This window comes from Pseudomonas koreensis (assembly GCF_036668835.1).
Lineage (GTDB): Bacteria > Pseudomonadota > Gammaproteobacteria > Pseudomonadales > Pseudomonadaceae > Aquipseudomonas > Aquipseudomonas koreensis_I.
In genome coordinates, this window is sequence record NZ_JAZEVW010000011.1 from 1 (window position 1) to 13,175 (window position 13,175).

A 13,175-nucleotide genomic window follows, 5' to 3' on the forward strand; every position below is an offset into this window, starting at 1 on the left:
ATGCATTCTTTATCGGCGCTTGGGTGAAAGGAGGAGGGTGAAAATCTCCCACGGTCTGCACTGCGCTAACAGTCAGAATCGAGCCTTGTCCCTCCTCCTCCCTTCAAGTCCTACCATACAAGCGAGCCTGCTCACGAAGGGGCCTGACCTGCTGCCCTCAGGTTCGAGGCAACTCGATCACGAACCGCGTCTCCCCGGCTTCCGATTCGCAATGTATCTGCCCGCCATGGGCGCGAACGATCGATTGGGTAATCGACAATCCCAACCCCGCATGTTCACTGCTGCCTTCCTGCCGCGCCGGATCAGCCCGGTAGAAGCGATCAAACAAACGTGGCAGCAACTGCGCTGAAATGCCCTCGCCACTGTTCTCGACGCATACGCGGACAGTCTTCGCCTGATCGACAATGCTCAAACGCACATAACCTTCAGTCGGGGTAAACCGCAGCGCGTTGTCCAGCAGGTTCGACAACGCTCGGCGCAACATGCCGCGATCACCGTCGATTCGCGCTTGGCCTTCTCGGCTCAATTCAATCCCGGCGTCCTCTGCCAACGGCGCAAAAAACTCCAGCAGCGCATCGCTTTCATCTGCCAATTCCAGCGCTTCACGTTTGGGCACCAGCAAGCCGTGATCGGCTTTAGCCAGGTACAACATGTCGTTGACCAGTTGCGCCATCCATTGCAGTTCTTCGAGGTTGCTGTGCAGCGCTTCGCGATAGTCCTCGAGCGGGCGAGGGCGGGTGAGGGTGACCTGGGTGTGGGTCAGCAGGTTCGACAGCGGCGTGCGCAGCTCATGGGCGATGTCGGCCGAGAACGCCGAGAGCCGCTGAAACGAGTCGTCGAGGCGTACGAGCATGGCGTTGAAGCTGTGGGCCATTTCGGCAAGCTCGGGCGGCATTTGCGTTTCCGGCAGGCGGGCATCGAGCGACTGTGCGGAAATCCCCCGAGCCACCACGCTCATGCGCCGTAACGGGCGCAAGCCACTGCGTGCCGCCCAGGCGCCAAGCAGCGCGGTGGCCAGCGCCGACAAACCCATGGTCAGCCAGATCAGGCGCTGCATGCGTTGCAGAAAATGCTGGTGGTGGGTGATGTCCAGCAGCAGGGTCAATTGCGCTGAATCCGCTGTGTCCGGGTAGAGCGGCGCGCGCAGGACGCGGTAATCGGTGCCGTCAGCGCTGATCGTCGACAGGCCCGGTTGCAGCGGCAGGTTTTTCGGAATTTGTGCCGAGCTGTCATACCAATGCTGACCATCGCCGCTGGTGATCCGCAGCGAGAGATCGACCTGCCGGCTCAGTTCATCGGCCAGGCGCGCGTCGCGTTGAGCGGGCTGAATATCCTGCAAGGCGCGACGCAGAGCGACCAATTTCGTCTCCAGTTGCTGCTGGTCGAGTTCAATAAAATGCGCCTCGCTGGCGCGATCGAACAGCACCCCGGCGAACAGCGATACCACCGCAGTGCAGGCAGCAAACAGCAGGGCCAGACGCGAACTCAACGACAGCCTGCGCATCAGGCGCCGCGCTCTTCGAGCACATAGCCCATGCCGCGCACGGTGTGGATCAGCTTGTCTGGGAAGTCGTCGTCGATCTTCAGGCGCAAACGGCGGATCGCCACTTCGATGACATTGGTGTCGCTGTCGAAATTCATGTCCCAGACCTGCGAAGCGATCAGCGATTTCGGCAACACTTCGCCCTGACGGCGCAGGAGCATTTCCAGCAGGGCGAACTCCTTGGCGGTCAAGTCGATGCGCTGGCCGTTGCGCTCGACGCGGCGGCGGATCAGGTCCAGACGCAGATCGGCCAGTTGCAGGCTGGTTTCCTGTGGTGCAGCGCTGCCGCGGCGCAACAGGCTGCGCACCCGCGCGAGCAGTTCGGAAAAGGCGAAGGGCTTGACCAGATAATCATCGGCGCCGAGCTCAAGGCCGTGTACCCGGTCCTCTACGGCGTCTTTGGCGGTCAGAAAAAGTACCGGCGTATCCAGTCCGGCACTGCGCACCGCCTGGACAATCTGCCAGCCACTGCGCCCCGGCAGCATCACGTCGAGGATCAGCAAGGCGTATTCACCGCTCAGCGCCAATTGCTGACCGCTGTTGCCGTCAGCCACCAGCTCCGTGTTGAACCCGGCCTCGGTCAGGCCCTGGCGCAGGTATTGGCCGGTTTTCGCTTGGTCTTCGACGATCAACAGTTTCATGGCGGCTCGGGTGTTTTCCGGTGTTCGAACGATAGCGTTATACCTTGGGCGCACGCGGCAGGCGCCAACCTGACAAAGTTGTAATCTGCCTGTCAGGTGAGTGCCAGCGCACGGCGGCTAGAGTGTCCCACAGGCTGAACCTTATCTTGTTGGAGCATGAGCATGTTTTTGCGTAAAACCCTGATGTTGGCCGCCGGTCTGCTGGCGCTGAGCGCACCGGTGTGGGCGGCGCCAGCGCACACGTACGATTTCGGCCAACCCGCGTCGGCCGCCCAGGCTTCTCGCAGCGTTGAGGTGGTCATGGGTGATATGTCGTTCGATCCCGAGACTATCCAGATCAAGCCCGGTGAGACGGTTCGTTTTGTGCTGGTGAACAAGGGCCAGTTGCTGCATGAATTCAACCTCGGTGACGCCGCGATGCATGCCAGCCACCAGCAGGAAATGTTGCAGATGCAGCAAAGCGGCATGCTCACGCCTACCGGCATCAAAGACATGTCCCACGACATGACCGGCATGGACCACGCAGCAATGGGCCACGGCATGAAGCACGACGATCCCAACAGCGTGCTGGTCGAGCCGGGCAAGACTGCCGAACTGACCTGGACCTTTAACAAAGCGACAAGTCTGGAGTTTGCCTGCAACATTCCCGGGCATTATCAGGCTGGCATGGTCGGCAAATTGGCTGTCAGTCAGTAAGCACTCAAAGGCGCGGGCAAAGGCTGGTAGAATCCGCTGATTCTTCAGTCAGGTTTCCGCCATGCATCCCGCAGCCGAACATTCGCCGCTGGGCAAGTCCAGCGAATACATCGCCACGTACACGCCGTCCCTGCTGTTCCCGATCCCGCGCACCGCGAAATGGGCCGAGCTGGGTTTGACCGCCGAAACCCTGCCGTATAAAGGCGTGGATTTCTGGAACTGCTTCGAACTGTCGTGGCTGCTGCCTTCGGGCAAACCGGTGGTAGCGATCGGTGAATTCAGCATCCCGGCCGATTCGTCGAACATCATCGAATCGAAGTCATTCAAGCTGTATCTGAATTCGCTGAACCAGACGCCGTTCGCTGACATCGCCACGCTCGAGGCAACGCTGGTCAAGGACTTGTCCGCCGCGGCCGGCAAACCGGTGGGCGTGCGTGTTCGCAGTCTCAAAGAGGTTGAAACGGAGGGCGTCGTGGCGTTGCCGGGCGTGTGCATCGATGATCTGGATATCAGCGTCAGCAACTATGAACATCCGCGCCCGGAACTGCTGCGTTGCGATGATTCGCGCGTCGTCGAGGAGAGCGTGCACAGCCATCTGCTCAAGTCGAACTGCCCGGTGACCAGCCAGCCGGACTGGGGCAGCGTGGTGGTGGAGTACCGTGGCTCGGCGCTGGATCACGCCAGCCTGCTCGAGTACATCGTCAGCTTCCGCCAGCATTCGGATTTTCATGAGCAGTGTGTCGAGCGGATTTTCCTCGACCTGCAGCGGTTGTTGAAGCCGCAGAAGCTGACAGTGTTTGCGCGGTATGTGCGTCGTGGTGGTCTGGATATCAATCCGTATCGCAGCACTGAAGCGGCGCAGTTGCCGAACCATCGGCTGGTGCGGCAATAACGTCAGGATGTAACAGATCCAATGTGGGAGCGAGCCTGCTCGCGAATGCGGTGTGTCATTCAACGACGATGTCGACTGACACGACGCCTTCGCGAGCAGGCTCGCTCCCACAAAGGGCTGCGTTGCAAATCGTAGACATGAAAAAGCCCTGCCATCGCTGGCAGGGCTTTTTTGTGCGGCAGGGATTCAGATGCCCATGCTGCCCAGGGTGTTCATGATGTTGCGCAGGGTGCCGGCGATGGCGGGGTGTTCGACTTCGAAGCGCTCGACCGCCAGATTCACGCCATCGGCGATACTCGCGTCCTGTGTGGCAGTTTCCAATTGGATTTCCGATTCGATCTGCACCATCAGTTCATGCAGATGTGTGCGTTCTTCTTCAGAGAGCGGAGGATTCTGGTCCAGTTGCTCGCGCAGGGTGTTGAGTTGATCTTGCAATTCGCGGGCGGGCATGGTGGTTTCCTTTTATCAATAGGCACTGGCATTGACCGCAGCCGCGCGCCAAAGGTCGGTGACTGACCTTTAGATTAATCCACTCCCGCCAAACCTGCATGATCCCGATCAGGGCTTTTCGCCTTTGAGGCGGCGCAGGTTGATGTCCGCCAGACACGTGTCGAGCTCGCCCAGATGATCGATCACCGAATGCACGCCCAGTGCGAACAGTTGCATCGTCGCCTTGCCACGCAACAGTTCGCGCTCTTTTTGGCCCAGGGCCTGCCATTCCACTGGCGTCAGCCCGCAGAGTGAACCGCAGGAGGCGAGGCCGATGGTCCAGAGACCGGCGTTGAGGCCTGATTGCAGCAATCGAGGTTCGCCACTGACCAGTACGCATCCATCAAGGCTGCCGACGTTCAACGCCATCAGCGCCTGCCAACAAGCATTGGGCGCTGGCCATGGAATTGTTGTTGCCGAATGTTGCGCCGGTTTTATCCAGGATGGCAGCGCGGCTGACAAGGATTGCGTCAGGGCGGCTGGCAGTTCATCCAGCCAGGCGCAGGGAATCTGCTCGCGCTGCAAGCTGCGCAAACTGTCGAGCGCACCCGGCGTGGCCTCGGCGTGCTCGGGCAGGGCGTTGGTCTGTTGTCGTGCGCGAGCGCCGAAATCCACCAGGCAACCGCTCAGGCCAAACAGCACGGCAGTCAGGCTCGAGGCGGCGAGGGGCAAGGTTTCGGCGTGAGTCATGGCAACATCCCTGAAATAACGCTCAGGCTAGGGCGCGTCGGTGACAGTTGGATGACAGCGACGTGAACGACCTGCGCGGAAAAATCCTACAGACTGCTGCATCGGCCAGACTGTCCAAACCGGCGTTTACGCTTATACTAGCGGCCTTAATGCCCGGACTCCGACGTCCGCGACGCTACAATCCAAGGAGTTTTTTCTATGCGCTTGAGCCATCCGCTCGCTCAGCTTTGTGTCTATGCCGGCCTGTCGCTGGCGCCGTTGGCCAGCCAGGCGGCCACGGAAGAAGATCCTTGGGAAAGCGTCAACCGTCCGATTTTCCAGTTCAACGATTTCGTTGACACCTACGCGCTCAAGCCGCTGGCACAGGGTTATGAATTCGTCACGCCGCAGTTTCTCGAAGACGGCATTCACAATATGTTTCGCAACGTCGGCGACGTGACCAACCTGGCCAACAACATTCTGCAGGCCAAGCCGGCGGCCGCTGGCGTCGATACGGCAAGGCTGATCTTCAACACCACTTTCGGTCTGCTCGGCTTCTTCGACGTCGGCACCAAAATGGGCCTGAACCGCAGCGACGAAGACTTCGGTCAGACCCTCGGTTACTGGGGCGTGGGCAGCGGTCCGTACGTGATGCTGCCGCTGATGGGCCCGAGCACCCTGCGTGATGCGCCGTCCAAGTACGTCGACAGCTACACCGGCATGTACCGCTACATCGACCATGTGCCGACCCGCAACTCGATCTTCGGCCTGAACATCGTCGACACCCGCGCCAGCTTGCTGTCGAGCGAGAAGCTGATCAGCGGCGACAAGTACACGTTCATCCGCAACGCCTACTTGCAGAACCGCGAGTTCAAGGTGAAGGATGGCCAGGTCGAAGACGATTTCTGATTTCGATCGCTAAACAGGAAGGCGACCTCAGGGTCGCCTTTTTTGTCTGTGGAGCAGGGGCGGCCCGGCAGGCGACCTTCCATCCGGTTACGCTTCCGGCCGTTCTTATAACTCTCGGTGCTTTGACAAACAAAGTCGTCAAGCGACCATCGGCGCACGCTTGAAACGCTCTGCGGATGGGAGTACCGTCTGCGCCTTAGAAGGGCACCTCTGTTCAAAATCGCGTGCAAAGCAAATGCTTGAAACCGCTGCTGCAGAGAGGCTAGAAAGCGAATCCAGTAGTCTGTGCCAGGCCCGAGGCCTCGCCACCTACGCCAACCTAATTCTGGCGCCGTTTGCCCACATGCCAAAAACCAGTGCCACGCTGCTGATAATCGATGATGACGAAGTAGTACGCGCGAGTCTCGCGGCCTATTTGGAAGACAGTGGTTTCAGCGTCCTGCAGGCCGGCAACGGTCAACAGGGTCTTCAGGTATTCGAGCAAGAAACGCCCGACCTGGTCATCTGCGATCTGCGCATGCCGCAGATGGGCGGTCTCGAACTGATTCGTCAGGTTACCGAGCGTTCACCGCAAACGCCGGTGATTGTCGTCTCGGGTGCAGGCGTGATGAACGACGCGGTCGAAGCCCTGCGCCTGGGCGCGGCGGATTACCTGATCAAGCCTCTCGAAGATCTGGCGGTGCTCGAGCATTCCGTGCGTCGAGCCCTGGATCGTGCGCGCCTGCTGCTGGAAAACCAGCGCTACCGCGAGAAGCTGGAAAAGGCCAACCGCGAGCTTGAGGCCAGCCTCAATCTGCTCCAGGAAGACCAGAACGCCGGTCGCCAGGTGCAGATGAACATGCTGCCGGAAAGCCCGTGGAGCATTGACGAGTTCCAGTTTGCCCACCAGATCATTCCGTCGTTGTACCTGTCGGGTGATTTTGTCGACTATTTCCGCGTCGACGAGCGCCGCGTTGCGTTTTATCTGGCGGACGTTTCCGGGCATGGCGCGTCTTCAGCGTTCGTCACCGTGCTGTTGAAGTTCATGACCACGCGCTTGCTGTTCGAATCCAAGCGCAACGGCACGTTGCCGGAATTCAAGCCTTCGGAAGTGCTCGGTCATATCAACCGGGGGTTGATCAGTTGTAAGCTGGGTAAACACGTCACAATGGTCGGTGGAGTCATCGACGAGGAGACCGGTTTGTTGACCTATAGCATCGGCGGCCATCTGCCGTTGCCTGTGTTGTACACGCCTGACAGTGTTCGTTATCTCGAAGGCCGTGGTCTGCCGGTGGGGCTGTTCAATGAAGCCACCTACGAAGACCACGTGCTTGAGCTGCCGCCGACATTCAGCCTGACGCTGATGTCGGATGGCATTCTGGACCTTTTGCCAGAACCGACGCTCAAAGAAAAAGAAGCCGCTTTGCCTCAACGGGTGAAGTCGGCGGGCGGCAGCCTGGATGGTCTGCGGCAAGTGTTTGGATTGGCCACGCTAGGGGAGATGCCGGATGATATCGCCCTGTTGGTGTTGAGCAGGAATCTTCAATGAGTACCGGTAGAATCCAGTTCGCCGAGCAGGACGGCACCTTCGTCCTGAAGTTCGTCGGTGAAGTTCGCCTGACCCTGTGTTCGGCGTTGGATGCGACTATTGAGAAAATCTTCACGGCGTTGAATTTCAACGCGATCGTGATCGATTTGACCGAAACCCGCAGCATCGACAGCACGACCCTTGGCCTGTTGGCCAAACTGTCGATCCTGTCGCGGCAAAAGGTTGGCCTGTTGCCGACTGTCGTTACCACCCACGAAGACATCACCCGGCTGCTGCAGTCGATGGGTTTCGAGCAGGTGTTCAACATCGTCAACCACCCGGTGCCATGCCCGGAGTGCCTGGACGACCTGCCAGATCAGGACCAGTCCGAAGAAGTGGTGCGGATCAAGGTGCTCGAAGCGCACAAGATCCTCATGGGCCTGAACGATTCCAATCGGGAAGCGTTTCATGACCTGGTGAATGCCCTCGAGCGGCATTGATGGTTTGAGATTAAGGGTAAGGTCTGCTGGCCCTATCGCGAGCAGGCTCACTCCTACAGGTTCTCTACTCGACACATATTCGCGATAAAACCACAGATCCCCTGTAGGAGTGAGCCTGCTCGCGATAGCTCCCTCAAGAAAACTGAAATTTTCCGGCAGACACAAAAAGGGCGAACCCGTGAGGGTTCGCCCTTTTTGCATTACGCCAACTCAGTTCACAGCTTGGCCTGCAACAGCGCCTCGAGCTTCTCCTGATCGCGGGCGAACTGACGAATGCCTTCAGCCAGTTTTTCGGTGGCCATGGCGTCCTCGTTGGACAACCAGCGGAACTGCGCTTCGTTGAGGCTCAGACGGGCTTCGCCGGCATTGCCTGGGGCCAGTTTGCGCTCCAGCTTGCCGGTGTCGGCGGCCAGCTTGTCGATCAGGTCCGGGCTGATGGTCAGGCGGTCGCAACCGGCCAGTTGTTCGATCTGGCTGAGGTTGCGGAAGCTCGCGCCCATGACCACGGTCTTGTAGTCATTGGCCTTGTAGTAGTTGTAGATGCGGGTGACCGACTGCACGCCCGGATCATCGGCGCCAGTGTAGTCGTTGCCGTTGGCTTTCTTGTACCAGTCGTAGATGCGGCCCACGAACGGCGAAATCAGGAATACCCCTGCGTCGGCGCAGGCGGCGGCCTGGGCGAAGGAGAACAGCAGGGTCAGGTTGGTCTGAATGCCTTCTTTTTCCAGCACTTCAGCGGCGCGGATACCTTCCCAGGTCGAGGCGATCTTGATCAGCACGCGGTCACGGCCGATGCCGGCCTTGTCGTACAGCTCGATCAGGCGATGGGCGCGTTTGAGTACGGCATCCTTGTCGAACGACAGGCGCGCATCCACTTCGGTGGAAATACGGCCCGGAATGACCTTGAGGATTTCCTGGCCTACGGCAACGCCGAAGCGGTCGCTGGCCAGGCCGACATCGCCCTTGCAGTCGCTGACGCAGGCGTTGAGCAGCTCGGCGTAGGCCGGAATGGCCGCCGCTTTGAGCAGCAGGGAAGGGTTGGTGGTGGCGTCGACCGGTTTGACCCGGGCGATCGCTTCGAAGTCGCCGGTGTCGGCAACCACGGTGGTGAATTGTTTGAGTTGTTCCAGCTTGGAAGTCATGGGCGTGCTCTGTCCTGTGGGTCTGGTGACATTACCCGAGCGCTGACAGCCACTCAAGGGCGGTTGCGTGTCTCGATGGCCCCTGCGGCAACAACCTGAAAACGATTGTTTGAATGGCGGGGCGTGGTACCGATGAATACGATGCCAAAACCGCGCACAGGTTCAAAGCAACCGACCTGCGAACAGATCGGTCGCCCATGGTCTACTCGGCGTTGAGCTGGGTTTCCACCGACAGCCGCGCCGGTTTGGCCTGACCGTCCGACGTCAGCAGGCCGAAGTTCTTCTCGCGATCATTACTGCCGGTGTCACTGTTTCGCCATTCATAAATGGAGCTCAGCGGGATATTGAGGCGTTTTACGTCCGTGATAAACGCGCTGATCTTGCTCGCTTGGCCTTCCGCGCCCCCGTTCGAGGCGAGCGCCGAAACCCCCCATTCACTGATCACGCCCGGCAGATTGAAATTCTGTTGAATGAACGTTTGTGCGTTGCTGATCTGCGTCGCAGTCATGCCGTAAGGGTGATAGGACACCGCGTCGAGGCACTGCGGGTAGTCACTGACGATGCGGCTCAGGGCCGTGGTCGACGCCGAACCGGCGCTCGGTGGCCGGGCGAAGCCGAAACCGACCACTGGGGTCAGCTGTGGTTGTGCCTGCAGGGTTTTGCACACGCCGCTCATGAACGGCACAAAGGTCGTGGAGAAATTGCGCGTCGGCCAATAGGTTTCCAGGTCCGGCTCGTTCCACAGCTCGATCGCCACCAGTTGGCTGCTGTACGACTGTTGCAGGCCGTTGACGGCTTTGGCGAAGGTCTCGCCGGCGCTTGTCAGCTCGGCGGGCGTGGTGGCCGGCAGCGCCTTGATCGCGCGCACGGTCAGCAGCACCGGCAGCCCGGCTGACTTGGCGGCAGCGAAGGCATTGCTGACTTGTTGCTGATAAGCCTTGGCGCTGAGGCTGTCGCTCCAGACGCCGAAGCGCACGAAGCTGAAACCGGCGGCTTTGATCTGCTCAGCGTCTGCCGCGGTGAAACTCTGGATTTTTACCTGAACACCAATGGTCCTCGTGGGCAGGTTGGGAAACAGTTCGCTGGCCTGGGCCTGAGTAGTCGCGCCCAGCAGCATCAGGGTCAAGGCGCCGGCGCGTTGGAAATGGGTCGGTTTCATGTCTGCTCTCCCGAAGAGAAATGACAACTGCGAATTAATCAGCGTGTTACTGAATTTTCGAACGGAGTGCTGGCACTTAGTGCACGAATGTTATTTTTTGTCAGAAAACAAACGCTCGAAAATCACAGTTATTTTTAGTCCGCTAATTGTGGTTGGGGCGCTTTTAAACGCTGTGGTACTTAATACTTCGGGACTAACAGGGCGAATCTATTTCCGAGTGCAGGAAGTTCTTGAGGGTTCAATCCAATGCTCTCGGGATATTGGCCGTTTGACATTACACAGGAAAGTAAAACCTTGTTCAAAAAGATCCTCGTTGTCTGCGTGGGCAATATTTGCCGGAGTCCGACGGCAGAACTTTTGTTGCGCAATGCGCTGGGCTCCTCGGCCATCAGCGTGGCCTCCGCAGGCCTCTCGGCACGGGTTGGCGAGGGCGTCGAGGCGTCTGCGCGGCAGGTTCTGGAAGAGCACGGGCACAGCGCCGAGAGTTTCAAGGCGCGGCAATTGACTGCGGATATCGTCAATGACTCGGACCTGATCCTGGTCATGGAAAAACAGCACGTCAATCAAGTACTGAAGATTGCCTCCCACGCCCGAGGCAAAGTGTTTTTGCTTGGCAAGTGGCAGAGCGAGCGCGAAATACAGGATCCGTATCGTCAAGGCAAGGCCGCTTTTATTCATGCTCACGCATTGATTGAAGACGCAGTTAGTTCATGGGCAAAGCGCCTCGGGCAATGACCCATATTCTTCAGAACAGTCAATGGTAAGAACAGACTTATGCAGTTACCGTCAGTAATCGGCACCCGTGACAATGATCAAGACAGTATTGATCTGCTCGGCATATTCGGCAGCCTGATCGATCAGAAGTGGTTGATCGGCGCATTGACCGGCGCCTTCATGGTCGCCGGCGTGGCTTATGCAGTGTTGGCCACGCCGGTGTACCTGGCGAATGCGCTGGTGCAGGTCGAGCCGAAAAAGAACGACATGCTCGGTTTCTCCGACCTCAACAGCATGCTCGGCGGGCAATCGCCGTCGGTGACCGAAATCGGCATCATCAAATCCCGCGCGGTGATCGGCAAAACGGTCGACGACCTGCGTCTGGACATCGACGTCACGCCGAAAACCTTCCCGATGATTGGCGGCTTTCTCGCCCGCCGTTATCGCGGCGAAACCGAGACCCGCGTCGCCGCGCCACGCTTCGGCCTGAACAGCTACGCCTGGGGCGGTGAGCGCCTGGAATTCGCCCGGCTCAATCTGCCCAAGGAATTGCTCGGCAAGAAACTCACGCTGATTGCCGGCGAGCAGCAACGCTTCCAGCTGTTCGATGACAACGACAATCTGCTGGTTGAAGGTCGCGCCGGCGAAGCGTTCGCTCAGGATGACGTCGAAGGCCTGATCACACAATTGTCGGCCAACCCCGGTACGAACTTCGAAGTGGTGCGCAATCCGCGGATCGTGACGATTCAGGGCTATCAGGACGCGCTGGATATTTCCGAGCAGGGCAAGGAGTCGGGGATCATCCGTCTGGCGCTGGCCAGTTCCGATGCGGCTGAAGCGGTGAAGATTCTCAACAAGATCGCCGCGCTCTACGTCGAGCAAAACGTGCGGCGTACTTCGGCGGAGGCGGCGCAAAGTCTGGCGTTTCTGCAGAGTCAGTTGCCGCAGGTCAAGCGTGATCTGGCCAAGGCCAGCGATGCGCTTAACGCTTACCAGACCCACGGCAAGACCGTGAACATCTCCCTGGAAACCCAATCGGTGCTGGGCCAGTCGGTGGCGCTGGAAACGCGCATCTCCGAACTGAAAATGCAGCAGGCGGAACTGGATCGCAAGTTCACCAAACAGCATCCGGCCTATCGCGCCTTGATGAGCCAGATCGGCGAGTTGACCCAGCAACAGAAGTCGCTGGAAGGCAAAGTCCAGGACTTGCCGGCGACCCAGCAGGAACTGCTCAACCTGACCCGCGACGTCGAAGTCGCTTCGCAGATCTACACGCAGTTGCTGAACAAATCCCAGGAGCTGGACATCGTCCGCGCTGGTGCGGTAGGTAACGTGCGCCTGGTCGACACCGCCGACGTCGATCTGACCAGCCCGGTCAAACCGAAGAAGCCACTGATCGTGCTGATCGCCACATTCCTTGGCGCCTTCGTCGGCGTGGCGCTGGTGCTGCTGCGCAAATCCCTGAGCCGAGGCCTTGAAGGTCCTGAGGCGATCGAGCAATTGGGTTTGCCGGTGTACGCGTCGATTCCCTACAGCGCGCTGCAAGAGGAAGAAGACGGCAGAAAAGGGCGTGCCCGCGACGGCGTCGACAAACCGGCGTATCTACTGGCGCTGCGCAATCCGACTGACCTGTCGATCGAATCGATACGCAGCCTGCGCACCTGCCTGCACTTCGCCGGGCTCGATTCGACCAACAACCGCATCATGATTTCCGGGCCAAGCCCGCAGGTCGGCAAGACCTTCGTCTCGTCCAACCTCGCCGCGGTCATGGCCTTGAGCGGCCAGCGCGTGGTGCTGATCGATGCCGACATGCGCAAAGGTCACCTGCACAAGACCCTCAACACGCCGATCAGCAACGGCTTGTCCGACCTGCTGGTCAAGCGCTGCAGCCTCGATGAGGCGATCCACACCGTCGAAGTCGACAACCTGCATTTCATCAGTCGCGGCCAAGTGCCGCCGAATCCTTCCGAACTGTTGATGCACGCCAATTTCCGCGACTTGCTGGCGGAACTGAGCGAGCGCTACGACCTGGTGATCATCGATACGCCGCCGCTGCTGGCGGTCACCGACGCGGCGATTGTCGGCCGTGAAGCCGGGATCAGCCTGATCGTCACGCGCTTCGGGGTGAACCCGGCGAAGGAAATCGAACTGACCATCCGCCGTTTCGCGCAGAACGGCATCGAGCTCAAAGGTGCGGTGTTCAACGGCGTCGAGAAGCGTGCCGCCAGCTACTACGGCAACGGTGGCTACGGCTATTACAACTACGAATACGCGTCCGACAAATCCTGAAATCTGGCGATTGTCCTTTCCTGTT

Annotated in this window: 13 protein-coding genes; 7 read left to right on the plus strand and 6 right to left on the minus strand. The window is 59.3% G+C overall.

The genetic code is table 11. The annotated features are described in order from the left end of the window. Positions 1-157: 157 nt before the first annotated feature. Together V6F91_RS24315 and V6F91_RS24320 are read right to left on the minus strand one after the other, a co-directional pair. Positions 158-1,504 carry a heavy metal sensor histidine kinase gene (locus V6F91_RS24315; RefSeq protein ID WP_332768941.1) on the minus strand — a complete coding sequence of 449 codons (1,347 nt, stop codon included), beginning with the start codon at positions 1,502-1,504 and terminating at the stop codon, positions 158-160. After that, entirely contained in the window at positions 1,504-2,184 is a 681-nt protein-coding gene (locus tag V6F91_RS24320; protein WP_332768943.1) for a heavy metal response regulator transcription factor, read from the minus strand. Before V6F91_RS24320 ends, V6F91_RS24315 begins: the two co-directional genes overlap by 1 nt. Positions 2,185-2,346: 162 nt before the next feature. On the opposite strand from V6F91_RS24320, the gene V6F91_RS24325 reads away from it, so the two are divergent. After that, a complete protein-coding gene (locus tag V6F91_RS24325; RefSeq protein WP_332768945.1) occupies positions 2,347-2,880 on the plus strand; it encodes a cupredoxin family protein in 534 nt (177 codons plus the stop codon). 61 nt (positions 2,881-2,941) lie between these two features. After that, entirely contained in the window at positions 2,942-3,772 is an 831-nt protein-coding gene (gene queF, locus V6F91_RS24330) for an NADPH-dependent 7-cyano-7-deazaguanine reductase QueF (protein WP_332768947.1), read from the plus strand. A gap of 186 nt (positions 3,773-3,958) precedes the next feature. Here the strand turns inward: queF and V6F91_RS24340 are convergent, their stop codons facing one another. Beyond that, positions 3,959-4,222 (minus strand): DUF4404 family protein, encoded by a 264-nt coding sequence (locus V6F91_RS24340; RefSeq protein WP_332768949.1) that lies wholly within the window; start codon positions 4,220-4,222, stop codon positions 3,959-3,961. Positions 4,223-4,330: 108 nt separating this feature from the next. Then, positions 4,331-4,951: an HAD family phosphatase gene (locus V6F91_RS24345; RefSeq protein WP_332768951.1), complete on the minus strand. Its 621-nt coding sequence runs from the start codon at positions 4,949-4,951 to the stop codon at positions 4,331-4,333. Positions 4,952-5,149: 198 nt separating this feature from the next. On the opposite strand from V6F91_RS24345, the gene V6F91_RS24350 reads away from it, so the two are divergent. The 3 genes from V6F91_RS24350 to rssC all read left to right on the plus strand — a co-directional run bounded on the left by V6F91_RS24350 (position 5,150) and on the right by rssC (position 7,846). Continuing rightward, positions 5,150-5,839, plus strand: a complete 690-nt coding sequence (locus tag V6F91_RS24350; protein ID WP_208940416.1) for an MlaA family lipoprotein — start codon at positions 5,150-5,152, stop codon at positions 5,837-5,839. A gap of 343 nt (positions 5,840-6,182) precedes the next feature. Continuing rightward, positions 6,183-7,367, plus strand: a complete 1,185-nt coding sequence (gene rssB, locus V6F91_RS24355) for a two-component system response regulator RssB (RefSeq protein WP_332768953.1) — start codon at positions 6,183-6,185, stop codon at positions 7,365-7,367. Continuing rightward, complete coding sequence (rssC, locus tag V6F91_RS24360; protein ID WP_003226553.1) at positions 7,364-7,846, plus strand: anti-sigma factor antagonist RssC; 483 nt, start codon at positions 7,364-7,366, stop codon at positions 7,844-7,846. Before rssB ends, rssC begins: the two co-directional genes overlap by 4 nt. A 215-nt stretch (positions 7,847-8,061) precedes the next feature. On the opposite strand, the gene tal is transcribed toward rssC, so the two are convergent. Both tal and V6F91_RS24370 read right to left on the minus strand, forming a co-directional pair. Then, positions 8,062-8,988, minus strand: a complete 927-nt coding sequence (gene tal / locus V6F91_RS24365; protein WP_093099902.1) for a transaldolase — start codon at positions 8,986-8,988, stop codon at positions 8,062-8,064. Between the two features lie 202 nt (positions 8,989-9,190). Beyond that, entirely contained in the window at positions 9,191-10,147 is a 957-nt protein-coding gene (locus V6F91_RS24370) for a cellulase family glycosylhydrolase (protein ID WP_332768958.1), read from the minus strand. 294 nt (positions 10,148-10,441) lie between these two features. Here V6F91_RS24370 and V6F91_RS24375 point away from each other — a divergent pair, with 294 nt between their 5' ends. Both V6F91_RS24375 and V6F91_RS24380 read left to right on the plus strand, forming a co-directional pair. Next, a complete protein-coding gene (locus V6F91_RS24375; protein ID WP_208940419.1) occupies positions 10,442-10,882 on the plus strand; it encodes a low molecular weight protein-tyrosine-phosphatase in 441 nt (146 codons plus the stop codon). A 39-nt stretch (positions 10,883-10,921) separates the two neighbouring features. Then, positions 10,922-13,150, plus strand: coding sequence for a polysaccharide biosynthesis tyrosine autokinase (locus tag V6F91_RS24380; protein WP_332768960.1), 2,229 nt, complete (start codon positions 10,922-10,924; stop codon positions 13,148-13,150). The last annotated feature ends 25 nt before the right edge of the window (positions 13,151-13,175 follow it).

Excerpts from the sequence above, each read along its gene's own strand:
- V6F91_RS24340 (WP_332768949.1), bottom strand. The coding sequence starts at position 4,222 with ATGCCCGCCCGCGAATTGCAAGATCAACTCAACACCCTGCGCGAGCAA.
- V6F91_RS24370 (WP_332768958.1), bottom strand. The coding sequence starts at position 10,147 with ATGAAACCGACCCATTTCCAACGCGCCGGCGCCTTGACCCTGATGCTG.
- V6F91_RS24345 (WP_332768951.1), bottom strand. The coding sequence starts at position 4,951 with ATGACTCACGCCGAAACCTTGCCCCTCGCCGCCTCGAGCCTGACTGCC.
- V6F91_RS24320 (WP_332768943.1), bottom strand. The coding sequence starts at position 2,184 with ATGAAACTGTTGATCGTCGAAGACCAAGCGAAAACCGGCCAATACCTG.
- tal (WP_093099902.1), bottom strand. The coding sequence starts at position 8,988 with ATGACTTCCAAGCTGGAACAACTCAAACAATTCACCACCGTGGTTGCC.
- V6F91_RS24380 (WP_332768960.1), top strand. The coding sequence starts at position 10,922 with ATGCAGTTACCGTCAGTAATCGGCACCCGTGACAATGATCAAGACAGT.
- V6F91_RS24315 (WP_332768941.1), bottom strand. The coding sequence starts at position 1,504 with ATGCGCAGGCTGTCGTTGAGTTCGCGTCTGGCCCTGCTGTTTGCTGCC.
- rssC (WP_003226553.1), top strand. The coding sequence starts at position 7,364 with ATGAGTACCGGTAGAATCCAGTTCGCCGAGCAGGACGGCACCTTCGTC.
- V6F91_RS24325 (WP_332768945.1), top strand. The coding sequence starts at position 2,347 with ATGTTTTTGCGTAAAACCCTGATGTTGGCCGCCGGTCTGCTGGCGCTG.
- rssB (WP_332768953.1), top strand. The coding sequence starts at position 6,183 with ATGCCAAAAACCAGTGCCACGCTGCTGATAATCGATGATGACGAAGTA.
- queF (WP_332768947.1), top strand. The coding sequence starts at position 2,942 with ATGCATCCCGCAGCCGAACATTCGCCGCTGGGCAAGTCCAGCGAATAC.
- V6F91_RS24350 (WP_208940416.1), top strand. The coding sequence starts at position 5,150 with ATGCGCTTGAGCCATCCGCTCGCTCAGCTTTGTGTCTATGCCGGCCTG.